12 protein-coding genes and 1 tRNA gene are annotated in these 15,190 nt (G+C 65.9%); 4 read left to right on the top strand and 9 right to left on the bottom strand.

The annotated features are described in order from the left end of the window. Nucleotides 1-22 precede the first annotated feature (22 nt). From ACN20X_RS13215 to ACN20X_RS13195, 5 genes are all read right to left on the bottom strand, one after another. On the bottom strand, nucleotides 23-1,291 hold the full coding sequence (locus tag ACN20X_RS13215; protein WP_473210678.1) for a Zn-dependent hydrolase: 1,269 nt from the start codon (nucleotides 1,289-1,291) through the stop codon (nucleotides 23-25). Between the two features lie 24 nt (nucleotides 1,292-1,315). Continuing rightward, nucleotides 1,316-2,776, bottom strand: a complete 1,461-nt coding sequence (gene hydA / locus ACN20X_RS13210; protein ID WP_473210677.1) for a dihydropyrimidinase — start codon at nucleotides 2,774-2,776, stop codon at nucleotides 1,316-1,318. A gap of 30 nt (nucleotides 2,777-2,806) precedes the next feature. After that, on the bottom strand, nucleotides 2,807-4,300 hold the full coding sequence (locus ACN20X_RS13205; protein ID WP_473210676.1) for an NCS1 family nucleobase:cation symporter-1: 1,494 nt from the start codon (nucleotides 4,298-4,300) through the stop codon (nucleotides 2,807-2,809). 132 nt (nucleotides 4,301-4,432) lie between these two features. Then, entirely contained in the window at nucleotides 4,433-5,752 is a 1,320-nt protein-coding gene (preA, locus tag ACN20X_RS13200; RefSeq protein ID WP_013803150.1) for an NAD-dependent dihydropyrimidine dehydrogenase subunit PreA, read from the bottom strand. 34 nt (nucleotides 5,753-5,786) lie between these two features. Further along, nucleotides 5,787-7,154, bottom strand: coding sequence for an NAD(P)-dependent oxidoreductase (locus ACN20X_RS13195; RefSeq protein WP_473210675.1), 1,368 nt, complete (start codon nucleotides 7,152-7,154; stop codon nucleotides 5,787-5,789). 324 nt (nucleotides 7,155-7,478) lie between these two features. On the opposite strand from ACN20X_RS13195, the gene ACN20X_RS13190 reads away from it, so the two are divergent. Both ACN20X_RS13190 and speG read left to right on the top strand, forming a co-directional pair. Next, nucleotides 7,479-8,159 carry a TetR/AcrR family transcriptional regulator gene (locus tag ACN20X_RS13190; RefSeq protein WP_016445276.1) on the top strand — a complete coding sequence of 227 codons (681 nt, stop codon included), beginning with the start codon at nucleotides 7,479-7,481 and terminating at the stop codon, nucleotides 8,157-8,159. A gap of 4 nt (nucleotides 8,160-8,163) precedes the next feature. Then, nucleotides 8,164-8,694, top strand: coding sequence for a spermidine N1-acetyltransferase (speG, locus tag ACN20X_RS13185; RefSeq protein ID WP_016445275.1), 531 nt, complete (start codon nucleotides 8,164-8,166; stop codon nucleotides 8,692-8,694). Between the two features lie 146 nt (nucleotides 8,695-8,840). Here the strand turns inward: speG and ACN20X_RS13180 are convergent. The 3 genes from ACN20X_RS13180 to ACN20X_RS13170 all read right to left on the bottom strand — a co-directional run bounded on the left by ACN20X_RS13180 (nucleotide 8,841) and on the right by ACN20X_RS13170 (nucleotide 12,237). After that, nucleotides 8,841-8,917: transfer RNA gene (locus ACN20X_RS13180), tRNA-Val, on the bottom strand. 66 nt (nucleotides 8,918-8,983) lie between these two features. Next, nucleotides 8,984-11,233, bottom strand: coding sequence for a RelA/SpoT family protein (locus ACN20X_RS13175; RefSeq protein WP_016445274.1), 2,250 nt, complete (start codon nucleotides 11,231-11,233; stop codon nucleotides 8,984-8,986). Then, on the bottom strand, nucleotides 11,230-12,237 hold the full coding sequence (locus ACN20X_RS13170) for an alpha/beta fold hydrolase (RefSeq protein ID WP_473210811.1): 1,008 nt from the start codon (nucleotides 12,235-12,237) through the stop codon (nucleotides 11,230-11,232). The genes ACN20X_RS13175 and ACN20X_RS13170 overlap by 4 nt, the downstream gene beginning before the upstream one ends. Before the next feature lie 69 nt (nucleotides 12,238-12,306). Here ACN20X_RS13170 and ACN20X_RS13165 point away from each other — a divergent pair, with 69 nt between their 5' ends. Continuing rightward, nucleotides 12,307-13,101 (top strand): 3-hydroxybutyrate dehydrogenase, encoded by a 795-nt coding sequence (locus ACN20X_RS13165; protein WP_016445272.1) that lies wholly within the window; start codon nucleotides 12,307-12,309, stop codon nucleotides 13,099-13,101. Between the two features lie 73 nt (nucleotides 13,102-13,174). On the opposite strand, the gene ACN20X_RS13160 is transcribed toward ACN20X_RS13165, so the two are convergent. Next, nucleotides 13,175-13,921 carry an SIMPL domain-containing protein gene (locus tag ACN20X_RS13160; RefSeq protein ID WP_034363125.1) on the bottom strand — a complete coding sequence of 249 codons (747 nt, stop codon included), beginning with the start codon at nucleotides 13,919-13,921 and terminating at the stop codon, nucleotides 13,175-13,177. Between the two features lie 305 nt (nucleotides 13,922-14,226). Here ACN20X_RS13160 and ompR point away from each other — a divergent pair, with 305 nt between their 5' ends. Continuing rightward, a complete protein-coding gene (gene ompR, locus ACN20X_RS13155) occupies nucleotides 14,227-14,964 on the top strand; it encodes an osmolarity response regulator transcription factor OmpR (protein WP_017404718.1) in 738 nt (245 codons plus the stop codon). Nucleotides 14,965-15,190: the final 226 nt, after the last annotated feature.

The raw sequence follows: 15,190 nt of genomic DNA, 5'->3' as shown, positions 1-15,190 counted from the left end.
GCAAGTTGCGCAGTTTTTTGGATCAACCCGCCACCCTGGCGCGTTCCAGCATGGCGTGCATCAGCACATTGCAGCCTGCGGTGATGTCCGCGGGCGTGGCGTCCTCGATCTCGTTGTGGCTGATGCCGTCCTTGCAGGGGATGAAGACCATGCCGGCCGGCGCCAGCCGCGCCATGTAGACCGCGTCATGCCCGGCGCCCGAGACGACGGGCATGTGCGAGTAGCCCAGGGCCTTGGCGGCGCGCGCCACCGCATCCACGCAGTCGGCATGGAAGGGTTGGGCGGGGTAGCTGGACACCAGGTTGATCGCTATGGGCAGGCCCGTCTCCCGGCTGATGCGGTCGGCCACGGCGCGGATGTCGGCGTCCATGGCTTCGCAGTCGGCATCGGTGGCGTTGCGCAGGTCGATGCTGAATTTGACCTGGCCCGGGATCACGTTGCGGCTGTTGGGATGGACCTGCACCATGCCCACGGTGCCGCGCCCGTGGGGCGGATGGCGGTGGGCGCAGGCCACCACTTCCTGCATCAGCTGCGCAGCCACTTGCAGCGCGTCCTTGCGCAGGGCCATGGGCGTGGGGCCGGCATGGGCCTCCATGCCCGTGACCACGCAGTCATACCAGCGGATGCCCAGCACGCCGGTAACCACGCCAATGGTCCTGGCGTTGTCCTCCAGCACCGGGCCCTGCTCGATATGGGATTCGAAGTAGGCGCCGATCGGGTGGTCTCCCGGTTCCTGGCTGCCCACATAGCCGATACGCTCTAGCTCGCCCTTGACGGTCTTGCCTTCGGAGTCGGTGGCTGCATAGGCATGCTCCAGCGTGAAGGCCTTGGCGAACACGCCCGAGCCCATCATTACCGGCACGAAGCGCGAGCCTTCCTCGTTCGTCCAGAAGGCCACCTCGATGGGCGCTTCGGTCTCGATGCCGTGTTCGTTGAGCGTGCGCACCACCTCCAGCCCCGCCAGCACGCCGTAGTTGCCGTCGAACTTGCCGCCCGTGGGCTGGGTGTCGATGTGGCTGCCCGTCATGATGGGCGGCAGGCTGTTGTCGCGCCCGGGCCGGCGCATGAAGCCGTTGCCGATCTTGTCGATGGTCACCGTCATGCCCGCCTCGCGCGCCCAGCGGGTCACCAGATCACGGCCCTGGCGGTCCAGGTCGGTCAGCGTCAGGCGGCAGACGCCGCCCTTGGGCGTGGCGCCGATCCGGGCCAGCTCCATGAGTGAATCCCACAGCCGGCTTCCGTTGACGCGCAGCTGCGCGATGTCCTGCTTCACTTGGGTATCTGTATCCATTGCGGTCTCCTTGTCATGCGGGCTTCAGCGCGCCACGGCCGTGGGCTGCAGCGTGGCGGCACGGCGCTGCACCGCATCGAAGTTGGGGCCGAAGGCCGGGCGCTTGATGTAGCGCCCCTTGCCCATCTCGGCGCGCAGATCGCCCTTCGCATAGGCCACCACGCCCTGGCTGATGGTGTGGCTGGGCATGCCTTGTACGGTGCGCCCCTCGAAGATGTTGTAGTCGCCCTTGGAATGCTGGGTCCTGACCGACAGGGTGTGGGTGGCGGCAGGGTCCCAGACGACCAGATCGGCATCGGCCCCCACGCCGACCAGGCCCTTGCGCGGATAGATGTTGAAAAGCTTGGCCGTGTTGGCCGAGGTGATGGCCACGAATTCGCTGGGCGTCAGCCGGCCGGTGTTCACGCCCGCATCCCAGATCACGGCCAGGCGCTCCTCCACGCCGCCGGTGCCGTTGGGGATCTTGGCGAAGTTGTCCCGGCCCATGGCCTTCTGCGCGGCGCAGAAGGTGCAATGGTCGGTGGCCGTGGTGTGCAGCTGGCCCGACTGCAGGCCCTGCCACAAGGCCTCCTGGTGGCCCTTGGCCCGGAAGGGCGGGCTCATCACGTGGGCGGCCGCCTTGGCGAAGTCGGGGTCGCGGTACACGCTTTCGTCGATCACCAGATGGCCGGCCAGCACCTCGCCATACACGCGCTGGCCGCGCGCACGGGCAGCGGCAATGGCCTGCGCCGCCTCGGTGCAGCTGACATGCACCACGTAGATGGGCACGCCCAGCACGCCGGCGATGGCGATGGCCCGGTTGGCCGCCTCGGCCTCCACCATGGGCGGGCGGGCCAGAGGGTGGCCTTCGGGCCCGGTGATGCCCATCTTGGCCACTTCCTGCTGCAGCAGGTAGACCAGCTCGCCGTTTTCGGCATGCACCGTGGGCATGGCGCCCAGCTCCAGCGCGCGCTTGAAGCTGTTCACCAGCGTTTCGTCGTCGCACATGATGGCGTTCTTGTAGGCCATGAAGTGCTTGAAGCTGTTGATGCCCTCCTCTCGCACCAGCGTGCCCATGTCGGCATGGACGCTGTCGCTCCACCAGGTGACGGCCACATGGAAGGAGTAGTCCGCCGCAGCCTTCTCGGCCCAGCCGCGCCATTTGCGGTAGGCGTCCAGCAGCGGCTCCTGCGGATCGGGAATGACGAAGTCGATGATGCTGGTGGTGCCGCCGGCCAGCGCCGCCGCCGTGCCGGTGTAGAAGTCATCGGCCGTGACCGTGCCCATGAAGGGCAGTTGCATGTGGGTGTGCGGATCGATGCCGCCGGGCATGACGAACTGCCCCGAGGCATCGATCACCTGCGCCCCGCCCGGCACCAGGGCCGCCACATCCGGCCCCACGGCCGCAATCGCCCCATCCACGCACAGCACGTCGGCCTTCTCCTGCCGGTCTGCATTCACCACCGTGCCGCCACGCACCCATACCGAACCCTGTGATTGACCCATAGCGTCATGCCTCCTGTTGGTTGGTCCGGCCTATGCCTTGCTCAGCGCGGGCGCGCCCTTGGTCACCTGGCTTGCCATGCCGATGCGGTAGACCACGCCGGCAATGAACAGGCCGATGAACCATGCGTAGTCATAGGCATGCTTGAAGAAATCACCCACGTTCGGGAATGCAGCGGGGAACGCCGCGTGCAGGAAGCCGGGCAGGTTGGGCGCCACGCCCAGGGCGAAGGCGGCCACGGCCACCCAGTTCCAGCCGTTGGAGTAGCGGTAGACGCCCTCTTCCCTGTACAGGTCTTCCACCACCAGCTGCTTTTTGCGCACCAGGAAGTAGTCCACCATCAGAATGCCCGCGATCGGCCCCAGCAGTGCCGAGTAGCCGATCAGCCAGGTGAAGATGTAGCCCTCGGTCGATTCCAGGATCTTCCAGGGCATCATCACGATGGCAATGGCCACCGTCATGTAGCCGCCCACGCGGTAGCTGATCTTCCTGGGCGCCAGGGCGGAGAAGTCATAGGCCGGCCCCACCAGGTTGGCCGCCAGGTTCACGCTCACGGTGTCGATCAGCAGCACGATGAGCGCGATCAGCACGGCCGCCCCCGTCATGCGGCTGGCGACATCCACGGGGTCCCACAGGGCCTTGCCGTAGATCACCACGGTGCCCGATGTCACCACCACCGCCAGCATGGCCAGCAGCCCCATGGGCACGGGCAGGCCGATGGCCTGGCCCACCACCTGGTCCTTCTGCGACTTGGCAAAGCGCGTGAAGTCCGGAATGTTCAAGGCCAGCGTGGCCCAGAAGCCCACCATGGCCGTCAGCGACGGCCAGAACACCGACATGAACTGGCCCGCCTTGGGGCCGCCCGGCGCGTACTGCGAAGGCTGCTCCATGATGGGGCCGAAGCCGCCGGCCTTCTGGTAGACCCATCCCAGCAGCACGAAGCAGATCAGGATCTTGAGCGGCGCTGTCCAGGTCTCCAGCTTGCGGATGGACTCGATGCCATGCACCACGAAGTAGAACTGGATCGCCCAGAACACCAGAAAGCACACCAGCTGCCCCACATTGATGCCCAGGCCAGCGATCTTCTCGCCTTCCAGCGGATGGCCCAGCAGCACGCCCAGCAGGGTGTAGATCATCATGCCGCCGAACCAGGTCTGGATGCCGTACCAGCCACAGGCCACCAGGGCCCGCAGCAGTGCGGGCAGCTTGGCGCCGTGGGTGCCGAACGAGGCACGGGCCAGCACAGCGAAAGGAATGCCGTACCTGGCCCCGGCATGGCCGATGAGCAGCATGGGAATCAGCACGATGAGATTGCCCAGGAACACCGTCATCACCGCCTGCGACCACGACATGCCGTTCGTGATCATGCTGGCGGCCAGCGTGTACGCCGGAATGCACATCACCATGCCTATCCACAGGGCGGCGAAGTGGTACCAGGTCCAGGTGCGCTGGCTCGGCAGCGTGGGTGCGAGGTCGTGGTTCCACAGGCTGCCTGCGGACTCACCGGAATGCGGGGCATGCGACATTGCGAAGCTCCTTCTCGAAGAGAGAAATCACCAATCCATTGCTGATCCAGGGTCTGACTTTTTCCATCAAGCGCATTTCGTGCCAGGTCGGCCCGGATGCGGGCCGTGCGCCGACCTGCCGCAATGCCCCCTCTAGCCCTGCGCCGTCACGGCCTGGCGCATGGGGTTGTTCGGGTGCGTGGTCCAGTTCGCATACTCCCCGGTGACCGTCTGGCCGGTGCGAGGGTCCACCTCGCCCGGCTGCAGGCTGCGCATGGTGATGCACTCGGGCACGGGGCAGATGGACACGCACAGGTTGCAGCCCACGCATTCGGTGTCATCCACCTCGAAGCGGCGCACACCGCCCTCCTTGCTGAAAGTGATGGCCTGGTGGGAGGTGTCCTCGCAGGCCACGTGGCAGCGCCCGCACTGGATGCAGCTGTCCTGGTTGATGACGGCCTTGTCGATGTGGTTGAGGTTGAGGTCCTTCCAGTCCCTGACCGTGGGCACGGCCCGGCCCTGGAAGTCCTCGATGCGAGCAAAGCCGTGCGCGTCCATGTAGTTGGACAGCCCGTCGCACATGTCCTGCACGATGCGAAAGCCGTAGACCATGGCCGCCGTGCACACCTGGACATTGCCGCATCCCAGCGCGATGTATTCGGCCGCGTCCTTCCAGGTGGTGATGCCGCCGATCCCCGAGATGGGCAGGCCCGCCGTCTGCGGATCGCGCGCGATCTCGGCCACCATGTTCTGGGCGATGGGCTTCACGGCCGGGCCGCAGTAGCCGCCGTGCGAGCCCTGGCCGTCGGTGCTGGGGTGCATGACCAGGGTGTCCAGGTTCACGCCCATCAGCGAGTTGATGGTGTTGATCAGGGACACCGCATCCGCCCCGCCAGCCTTGGCCGCCCGCGCGGGAAAGCGCACGTCGGTGATGTTGGGCGTGAGCTTCACGATCACCGGCAGCCGGCTGTACTGCTTGCACCACTGCGTGACCATCTGGATGTACTCGGGCACCTGGCCCACGGCCGCACCCATGCCGCGCTCGCTCATGCCGTGCGGGCAGCCGAAGTTCAGCTCCAGCCCGTCGGCGCCGGTATCCTCCACCATGGGCAGGATGCGCTTCCAGCTTTCCTCCACGCAGGGCACCATCAGCGAGGCGATCAGCGCGCGGTCAGGCCAGGCCTTTTTCACGCGGGTCATTTCCTCCAGGTTGGTGCGCAGCGGCCGGTCGGTGATCAGCTCGATGTTGTTCAGGCCCATCACGCGCCGGTCCTGCGCCATGAGGGTGGAGTAGCGCGGCCCGTTCACGTTGACCACATGCGGGTCCTCGCCCAGCGTCTTCCACACCACGCCGCCCCAGCCGGCCTCGAATGCGCGGGTGACGTTGATCTCCTTGTCCGTGGGCGGTGCCGAGGCCAGCCAGAACGGATTGGGGCTGGAAATGCCCAGAAAGCGGCTGCTGATGTCTGCCATGTCGATGCTCCTTGAAAAGCGCGGGCACAGCCGCTCAAACCCCGGCCGCCACGGCGCTGGTCAGCGCCTGGTGCATGGCCCGCGCGGCGACCTTGCCGTGCTCCACCGCCTGCACGGTCAGGTCCTGGCCACCGGCGCGGCAGTCGCCGCCGGCCCACACGCGCGGCACGCTGGTGCGGCCTTCGTCGTCGGTGTCGATGCGGCCGTCACGCAAGGCAATGGCCGCGCCCGCCGGCGTGGCGACATAGGTCTGGCCAATGGCCTTGAGCACCATGTCGGCCGGCACGTCGAACACCTCCTGCGTCACCTGCAGCCTGTCGCCCTCCATGCGGGTGCAGGCCATGCGCACGCCGCAGACCTTGCCGTCCTGCACCAGGATCTCCTGGGGCGCGGCCCACAGCCGCATGTTGACGCCATGGGTCTGCGCCCATTCCTGCTCCACCCAGGAGGCGGACAGCGCATCCTTGCCCCGGCGGTAGAACATGGTGACCTCGTCGGCGCCCAGCAGCCGGGCCTGCACGGACGCATCCACCGCCGTCATGCCGCCGCCGATCACCACCACGCGCCGGCCCACCGGCACCGTGGATTTGTCGGCCGCCTGGCGGATGTCGGCAATGAAGTCCACCGCATTGCGCAAGCCTTCGGCCTGCGGCTCGGCCGCGCCCAACGCATTGACGCCCGCCAGGCCCAGGCCGAGGAATACGGCGTCATGCTCTGCCAGCAGCGAATCCAGCGTGAAATCTCGCCCCAGCCGCTGGTTGTTGCGCGGCGTGATCCCGCCCACGGACAGCAGCCAGTCGATTTCCTTTTGCGCAAAATCACCGGGGGTCTTGTAGCTGGCCAGGCCGTATTCATTGAGCCCGCCCAGCTTGGGCCGGGCATCGAACAGCACCACCTCGTGGCCCTGCAGCGCCAATTGGTGCGCGCAGGTCAGGCCGGCAGGGCCAGCTCCGACCACGGCCACCTTCCTGCCCGTGGCGGCGGCACGCTGGAACAGCGGTGCACCACCGGAGGCCATGAAGGCATCGGTCGCATAGCGTTGCAGTGCACCAATTTCGACCGGCTTGTCTTCCTGGGTGTTGCGCACGCAGGCCTGCTCGCACAGTTGCTCCGTGGGGCAGACACGGGAGCACATGCCACCCAGCGGGTTGGCCGTCAGGATCTCGCGCGCCGCGCCACGGACGTTGTCCTGGGCGATGCGGGCGATGAAGGCCGGCACATCGATGCTGGTGGGGCAGGCCGTGGTGCAAGGCGCGTCATAGCAGTAGTAGCAGCGCTCGGCCTCGATCAGGGCCTGGGCGCGGTTCAGCGGGGGGTGGGCGTCGGAGAAATTGGCCGCGTAGTCGGCCAGGTTCAGGCGGCCGGCGGCAATGCCGCAGGCGCGTTGCGCGGGGCTATCCATGGTGCATCCTCCAGAGTCAGGATTGAGGGCGTGAAGGGGGACACGGCATGCAGGGCCATGCCGGGCCATCTCGGACAACGCAAGGCGGCCCGCAGGAGGAACTCCTGCAAGGCCCCGGATCCAGCAACACAGTCTTCGGAGGTTTCATCGTGGTCCTCGCATGTGCAAGTGACGCCTCTTGTCGGGCGCACTGGGGGTGGAACGGAATTTACGCGGGTGAAAAAATTTACCAATCAGTAAAATCACCCAGAAAGTCGTCAGCAAGAAAGATGCCAGACAATCGCACCAAAATGGCGCCACTTATCTCCACTTACCATCTGCGCAATGGCAACCCTTTCTGACAATGCGCCCTCCCCCCAGGCCCGATCGGCCACGCGCAAGCCCACCGCTGCACGGCTGCGCAAGGAGCTGAACATCCTGCAGACGGCCGAACTGCACTTTGCGCAATACGGCTTCGAAGGCGCATCGCTGGAACTGATCGCGCACGACGCCGGCCTCAGCCGCCACAACCTGCTGTACTACTTCGCCAGCAAGGAGGAGCTGTATCTGCGCGTGCTGGGCGATGTGCTGACGCAGTGGCTGGCCGGCATGTCCGACCTGCTGCGCGGCGACGACCCGGCGGAGGCCCTGCGCATCTACATCCGGGCCAAGCTGCAGTCCTCGCGCGAGCGGCCCCATGGCTCCCGTGTCTTCACGCGCGAGGTGATGGCCGGCGCGCCCCGCTTCGGGCAGGCCATATCGAGCCAGGTAGGCCCGGCGCTGGCAGCCGACGTGCAGGCCTTCGAGCGCTGGGTGGCGCAGGGCAAGATTGCCCGCGTGGATTTCACCCACCTGATGTTCATCCTCTGGTCCGTGACCCAGGCCTACGCCGACCAGCAGGCCCAGTTCGCGCTGCTGCTGGGCCGGCCGGAACTGACCGCCGACGACTACGACACGGCGGCCGACCTGATCTACCGGCTGGTAATCCGTGGCCTGCAGCCGGATACCGCGGCTCTCGCACAATGAGCGCATGAATCACAGCATCCGCCTGAGACCCCTGGAGCGCGAAGATCTGCGCTCCGTGCATCTGCTCAACAACAATGCCGCCATCATGCGCTACTGGTTCGAGGAGCCTTACGAGACCTTCGACGAGCTTTCCGCACTCTACGACGCCCACGTGCACGACCAGACCGAGCGCCGCTTCATCGTCGAGCACCAGGGCGATCGCGCCGGTCTCGTCGAGCTGGTGGAGATCGACCTGATCCACCGGCGCGCCGAATTCCAGATCATCATCGCCCCCGAGCAGCAGGGCCAGGGCATCGCAGCCCAGGCAACGCGGCTGGCGCTGGACTATGGCTTCAAGACGCTCAACCTGCACAAGATCTTTCTCCATGTGGACCAGGAGAACGAGAAGGCCATCCACATCTACGCGCGCATAGGCTTCGTGCAGGAAGGCGTGCTGATCGACGAGTTCTTCGCCAACGGCCAGTACCGCAACGCCATCCGCATGTACCTGCTGCAAAACGACTACCTGCAGGCACAGGCCGGAGTCGGCACCTGACCTCCTGACAGAGGAGCGCGGGCCCTGCCCGCCTCCTTGACCGGCAAGTCTCCCCATCGTTGGCGGGCGCACAAACAAAAAAACCAAACAAAAAAGCCTTCTGAGTGATCAGAAGGCTTTTTGCATTCCATCTGGCAATGGAAAATTGGTAGGCGCGATTGGACTCGAACCAACGACCCCCACCATGTCAAGGTGGTGCTCTAACCAGCTGAGCTACGCGCCTGTGTTTGTTCGAGAAAGCGATTCTAGCACGGGTTTTCCAGGGCTCCGGAAAAATGCCCGAACAGGCTCAGCGCCGCCGTGCCGAACGCACGCCCGCCACGGCTGCCACAATGCCCAGCACCTTGTTGAGGCGACCGGAATCGGCCACTTCCACGGTGAAGGTCATCCAGGCCGTTCCCTTGACGGATTGGGTCTGCACGCCGATGACATTGGTCTTCTCCCGCGCAAAGACTTCGGAGATATCGCGCAGCAGGCCCTGCCGGTCGGCCGCTTCCACGGACACATCGACCGGGTAGACGGCCGAGGCCACGGCCGCCGCCTTGGGCTGGCCCCAGGCCACGTCAATCACGCGCTCGGAATTGCGCGCTGCCATTTCACGGAAGTTGGAGCAGTCGCAGCGGTGCACGCTCACGCCCTTGCCGCGCGTGACAAAGCCCCGGATGTCGTCCGGCGGCGCAGGCTTGCAGCACTTGGCCAGCTGCGTCATCAGCGAATCCACGCCCACGACCAGCACGCCGCCCTTGGGCGAGTCCGTGCCGCGTGCCTTGCGCACCGGGGAGAATTCCTCGACTTCCTCCTCCGCCTCGGCCGGTCGCAGCACGGTCTCGATGTTGCGCAGCGAGTATTCATCCTTGCCGACGACTTCGAACAAGGCATCGGCCGATTTGAAGCCGAGCTGAACGGCCAGCTCCTCCAGCTTGACGGCCGTCTTGCCCTCGCGCTGCAGCAGTTTCTCGACCGCCTCGCGGCCGCGCGCCACGGTCTCGTGCGTGGCCTGGGCATTGAACCAGGCACGCACCTTGGCCTTGGCACGGTTGCTGGTCAGGTAGCCGAGGTCGGCGTTGAGCCAGTCGCGCGAGGGGCGCCCCTCCTTGACCGTGGTGATCTCCACGGTCTGGCCGTTTTGCAGCGGCGTGTTCAGCGGCACCATGGCGCCGTCCACGCGCGCGCCGCGGCAGCGGTGCCCCAGGCTGGTGTGCACCGAATAGGCGAAATCCACGGGCGTCGCGCCCTGCGGCAGCTCGATGACGGCCGCATCGGGAGTGAGCACGTAGATGCGGTCCTCGAACAGGCCCCGATGGTGGGCGCCCGCCAGGTCGCTGCCCCAGGCCAGCAACTGGCGCAGCACGGCGATCTTGGCGTCGTACTCGCTGCTGGCCGTGACACCCGCGTATCCCTTGGTGCCCGCCTCCTTGTAGGCCCAGTGGGCGGCCACGCCGTGCTCGGCATGGTCGTGCATGGCCTGGGTGCGGATCTGGATCTCGATGGCGCGGCCCGTCTCGTCGCGCACCACGGTGTGCAGCGACTGGTAGCCGTTGGGCTTGGGCTTGGCGATGTAGTCGTCGAATTCCGCCTCGATGGGCGTGAACTGCTCATGCACCCAGGACAGGGTGGCGTAGCAGTCCTTGATCGTGGGCACGACGACACGCATGGCGCGGATGTCGAAGACCTGGTCGAAGTTCAGCGACTTGCCTCGCATCTTCTTGACGATGCTGTAGATGTGCTTGGGCCTGCCTTGCACGGTGGCGCTGATGCTGTGCGCGCGCAGGTCGGCCTCCAGCCGTGCGCGCATCTGCTCCATATAGGCTTCACGCTCCACGCGCTTTTCATCGAGCAGGCGGGCCACTTCGCGGTAGGTCTCGGGCTCCAGGAAGCGCAGGGACAGATCCTCCAGCTCCCACTTGATCTGCCAGATGCCCAGCCGGTTGGCCAGCGGCGCAAACACCGTCAGCGCCTCGCGCGCAATGCCGGGCGAGACCGGGCGCTTGCTGGCTGCGTAATAGCGCAGCGTCTGCAGGCGCGACGCCAGCCGCAGCAGCACCACGCGCAGGTCGCGCGAGAAACCCAGCAGCATCTTGCGCACGTTCTCGGTCTGCGTGGCCTCATCGTCCAGGTACTGGCCGCCCAGCTCGGCGCCGCGCGCCTGCTCCTGCACGCGCATGAGCTTGTTGGTTTCCACGGCCAGGGTGGCGAAATTCTCGCCAAAGGCCTTGGCGATCACTTCCTGCGGGCGATTGAGGTGCACGCTGGCATGCACCAGATAGATCGCCGCCTGCATGGTTTCGGAGCCGCCGATGGTCTTGAGGATGGCAGCCACCGCATCGGCATGGGCCATGGTGTTCTCACCGGACTCCATAGTCTCGGTGGCGATCAGCGGCTCGGCAAAGCTGCGCGCGCGCGCCAGCGCGTTGACCTGTTCGGGCAGGGTCTGCGACGTGGCCGTGATCAGGTGCGGCAGCACCGACGGCACCTGGCCCGGCGCGGCTGCGCCGGGCGAAGGCGCCTGCACGGCGGCCTCGCTGCTGGCAGTCTTCATTCGTCACTCTCCCTGGCCTGCTCGGCAAGATTCATGGTGCTTGGCAAGCGCTCTTCTCCCCATAAGAACCGGCACAGCAAGGCCACCTGCCCTGCCGCGACGAAGGTGGGCGCATGCCCCACCCCTTCAAATTCCACGCAATGCGCCTTCGGCCCTCGCTGCGCCATGGCCTGTGCCGTGGCCGCCGTCAGCAGATCGGACTGCGCACCACGAACTAGCAAGACGCGTGCCTTGATCTGGTCATACAGCTGCCACAGCAGCGCTTCGCCGGCCTGGGCCATCTCGCGCGTCATGTGCTGCAGGGGCACCGCAATCTGAGGGTCATAGTGCAGGACAAGGCCGCCATCGGCGGCCGGCCGCATCATAGGTCGCGTCAATCGCAACCATTGCCCTTCGCTATGTGGGCCGAAGCCTTCGGAAATCAAGAGCAGCGCATGGGCTGCCTGCTCAAGATTTTCAAAATGCGCGCCCTTGCCCAGGTACTGCCCTATGCGCTCCAGGGCAGACCACTCGATGACAGGCCCCACATCGTTGAGCACCAGCCTGCGGATGGGCGCCGGCAGCTGCAGCCCCGGCTGGCCCGCAAGCGCCATGCCGATCAGCCCGCCCATGCTGGTGCCCACCCAATCCAATTGTTCGACAGGCGCCTGCGCATGCACCTGGGCCAGCAAGGCCAGCATGTCGGCTGCGTAAAGAGGCACCTGGTAGGCGGTCGGATCCTGCAGCCAGTCGCTTTCGCCACGCCCGACCACATCGGGGCAGATCACGCGGGCACGTTCGCTGAGCCGCTCGGCCAACGCGTCGAAGTCACGCCCCTGGCGCGAAAGGCCGTGCACGCAGACCACGACATGGGGATGGTGCGGATCGCCGGTGCGATTCCATTCCCAATAAGCCATGCGGTGCGAAGCATTCTCTTGAGCAGCCGGGCTGGCAGTACGGCTCCAGGGTGAGGCACGCCCGGCAACCCCCGGGCAGGATACGTAGTTCAGCGTAGGATGATTCATGGAAACGCATTCGCGGAGCCGGCGCCGATAATGGCTGTGTTGCATCGTACATTCATTCGGAGACTCTCTATGTTGAAAGGCAAGACCGCCCTCGTGACCGGCTCGACCAGCGGCATCGGCCTCGGGATCGCGAAGGCGCTGGCCCGCCAGGGCGCCAATATCGTGCTCAACGGTTTCGGCGATGTGGACGGCCCCCGTGCCGAAGTGCTGGCCGCAGGCCAGGCCGCCGGCGCCCAGGTCGCCTATCACGGCGCCGACATGAGCCGCGTGGCGGACATCGAGGACATGGTCCAGTACAGCGTGCGCAATTTCGGCCAGATCGACATCCTCGTGAACAATGCCGGCATCCAGCACGTGGCGCGCGTGGAAGACTTCCCGCCCGAGCGCTGGGACGCCATCATCGCCATCAACCTGTCCAGCGCCTTCCACACCTCGCGCCTGGTCCTGCCCATGATGCAGGCGGCCGATGGCGGCAAGGGCTGGGGCCGGATCATCAACGTGGCCTCGGTGCACGGCCTGGTGGGTTCGGCGCAGAAGTCTGCCTACGTGGCGGCCAAGCACGGCATTGTCGGGCTGACCAAGGTCACGGCGCTGGAGAACGCCACCTCCGGCATCACCTGCAACGCCATCTGCCCCGGCTGGGTGCTGACGCCACTGGTGCAAAAGCAGGTGGACGCCAAGGCCGAGCAGCACGGCATCAGCAACGAAGAAGCCAAGAAGCTGCTGCTGGGCGAGAAAGAGCCCTCCATGCAGTTCACCACGCCCGAGGAACTGGGCGAACTGGCGGTGTTCTTCTGCTCGCCCGCCGCAGCCAATGTGCGCGGCGTGGCCTGGAACATGGATGGCGGCTGGGCGGCGCAGTAAGCGCGCCAGCACCGGTTCACGTCAAAAAAGGAGCGCCACGGCGCTCCTTTTTTCATGGGCGGCCCACGCCTGCTCAGTACATCTGCACCGAGCCCGACACGTGGACCATCACCTGCGCCTTGCCCGCTTCCACGGACACGGCATCCATTTCCGCGCCGGCGGCCTTGGCGGACATGGCCATCATGCGCGGACGCGGCATGGGCACCGAGGTATCGCTGCTGCTCACGTTGACCTCGCGCAGGCTGTAGTTGGCAAAGCCGAAGCTCTTGGACAGCGTGGTGGCACGCTGCTTGAACTGTTCGATGGCCTTGGCCTGGGCCTCGCCTTCGACCTTTTCACGGGCCTCGCGCGACAGGCCGAAGCCCACTTGCGACAGCGTCATGTCCTGCACCTGGGCCGCCGTCTGCGTGATGCGCGCGAAGTCGCGGCCCTGCAGAAGAATCTCGGCGCGGCCCTGCCAGCCTTCCACCTTGTTGTCCTTGCCATAGCGCGGATAGATGCCGAAGCTGCCGGTGCTCACATCCATCTGGCCCGGCTGGGCGCTGCGCTTGGTCACGGCCATGGCGGCCTCGACCACCTTCTGCAGCTGGGACTGGACCGTGGCGGCATCACGCCCTTCGCGCGTGGCCGACAAGGTGGCGGTCAGCAGGTCCTGCACCACGTCCACCGAGCCTTCTGCAGACAACTGCACCACGTTGGCAGGCTGTGCCGGCGCCGTGGCGGCGTTCTGCGCCCAGGCACCGCTGGCACAGGCCAGCGCAGTGGCCGCGACCACGGACTTGACCCAGGGGCGGGACAGCTGTTTGGAAAGCTTGCTCATGCGTTCACCCTTTGAAATGAAAGGTAGTTCAGGGATACAACTGCATGCCGCCCTTTCGCTACGGCATGCCGCCAGATGGTGACAGGTGTGGAGCCAAGCAGGCCTGCCGGCTCCTTCATTGACAACATTATTGCAACGATAAATGCATCAGCATGGAAAACCCATAGTTAAATATTCTAAAGACACATTTTCCGTTCTAAATTTAAACGCAACATCTGTAACACACGGCAATATTTCGGGGGTTTGTCCAGACTTTTCGGCGCAAGCTGGTAACAATGGCGGCTGTTACAAATGACCGACCGAGGATGAACATGGCCACTACGACCAACCGCACCGACAAGATCCTGGTGGTGGATGACGATGCGCGCATCCGCGACCTGCTGCGCCGCTACCTGACGCAGGAAGGCTTCGAGATCATGATTGCCGAAGATGGCAAGGCGCTGAACCGCATCCTGCTGCGCGAAACGGTGGACCTGATCGTGCTTGACCTGATGATGCCCGGCGAAGATGGCCTGTCCATCTGCCGCCGCCTGCGCTCGGCCAACGACCGCACGCCCATCATCATGCTGACCGCCAAGGGCGAGGATGTGGACCGCATCGTGGGCCTGGAAGTGGGCGCCGACGACTACCTGGGCAAGCCCTTCAACCCGCGCGAACTGCTGGCCCGCATCCATGCCGTGCTGCGCCGCCGCCCGCCGCAGGAAGCGCCGGGCGCGCCTTCCGGCGACAACGAGGTGGTGAGCTTCGGCCCCTTCACCTTCGACCTGGGCACGCGCGTGCTGCAAAAGAACGGCGAGGAACTGCCGCTGACCACGGGCGAATTCGCCATGCTCAAGGCCCTGGTGCGCCACCCGCGCCAGCCGCTGTCGCGCGAGAAGCTGGCCCTGCTGGCGCGCGGCCGCGAATTCGAGCCCTTCGACCGCAGCCTGGACGTGCAGGTCTCGCGCCTGCGCAAGCTGATCGAGGAAGATGCCGCCGCTCCGCGCTATATCCAGACGGTCTGGGGCGTCGGCTATGTGTTCGTACCGGACGGCGCGAACTGAAATGCATCACCCCCTGAGGCGCTGCGCGCCTTCCCCCTCTCTCGCTCCGCGGGAGGGGGACGACGCCCTCGCCGCGAGGCGGCTCTTGCTCGGCGTCCCTGGGTTGGGGCCGTAACGTTTTATGTGCCGTTGACAATGCGCAGCGCCAAAACCTCACCCTGTCGACCGAGACAACCGGTAACGCAGGCTGGCCGGCACAGGCGTAATCTCGCAGCCGGCCCCTAGA

The sequence above is a fragment of the Delftia sp. PX-1 genome (genome assembly GCF_055797465.1).
Note: the sequence above shows the minus strand (reverse complement) of the source record. Positions and strands in the feature narration are given on the sequence as shown.

What these genes read in the sequence shown, in the direction of transcription:
- ACN20X_RS13215 (WP_473210678.1), bottom strand. Translation starts at nt 1,291, where the DNA reads ATGGATACAGATACCCAAGTGAAGCAGGACATCGCGCAGCTGCGCGTC.
- ACN20X_RS13190 (WP_016445276.1), top strand. Translation starts at nt 7,479, where the DNA reads ATGGCAACCCTTTCTGACAATGCGCCCTCCCCCCAGGCCCGATCGGCC.
- ACN20X_RS13175 (WP_016445274.1), bottom strand. Translation starts at nt 11,233, where the DNA reads ATGAAGACTGCCAGCAGCGAGGCCGCCGTGCAGGCGCCTTCGCCCGGC.
- ACN20X_RS13165 (WP_016445272.1), top strand. Translation starts at nt 12,307, where the DNA reads ATGTTGAAAGGCAAGACCGCCCTCGTGACCGGCTCGACCAGCGGCATC.
- ACN20X_RS13160 (WP_034363125.1), bottom strand. Translation starts at nt 13,921, where the DNA reads ATGAGCAAGCTTTCCAAACAGCTGTCCCGCCCCTGGGTCAAGTCCGTG.
- ACN20X_RS13195 (WP_473210675.1), bottom strand. Translation starts at nt 7,154, where the DNA reads ATGGATAGCCCCGCGCAACGCGCCTGCGGCATTGCCGCCGGCCGCCTG.
- preA (WP_013803150.1), bottom strand. Translation starts at nt 5,752, where the DNA reads ATGGCAGACATCAGCAGCCGCTTTCTGGGCATTTCCAGCCCCAATCCG.
- ACN20X_RS13205 (WP_473210676.1), bottom strand. Translation starts at nt 4,300, where the DNA reads ATGTCGCATGCCCCGCATTCCGGTGAGTCCGCAGGCAGCCTGTGGAAC.
- hydA (WP_473210677.1), bottom strand. Translation starts at nt 2,776, where the DNA reads ATGGGTCAATCACAGGGTTCGGTATGGGTGCGTGGCGGCACGGTGGTG.
- speG (WP_016445275.1), top strand. Translation starts at nt 8,164, where the DNA reads ATGAATCACAGCATCCGCCTGAGACCCCTGGAGCGCGAAGATCTGCGC.
- ompR (WP_017404718.1), top strand. Translation starts at nt 14,227, where the DNA reads ATGAACATGGCCACTACGACCAACCGCACCGACAAGATCCTGGTGGTG.
- ACN20X_RS13170 (WP_473210811.1), bottom strand. Translation starts at nt 12,237, where the DNA reads ATGAATCATCCTACGCTGAACTACGTATCCTGCCCGGGGGTTGCCGGG.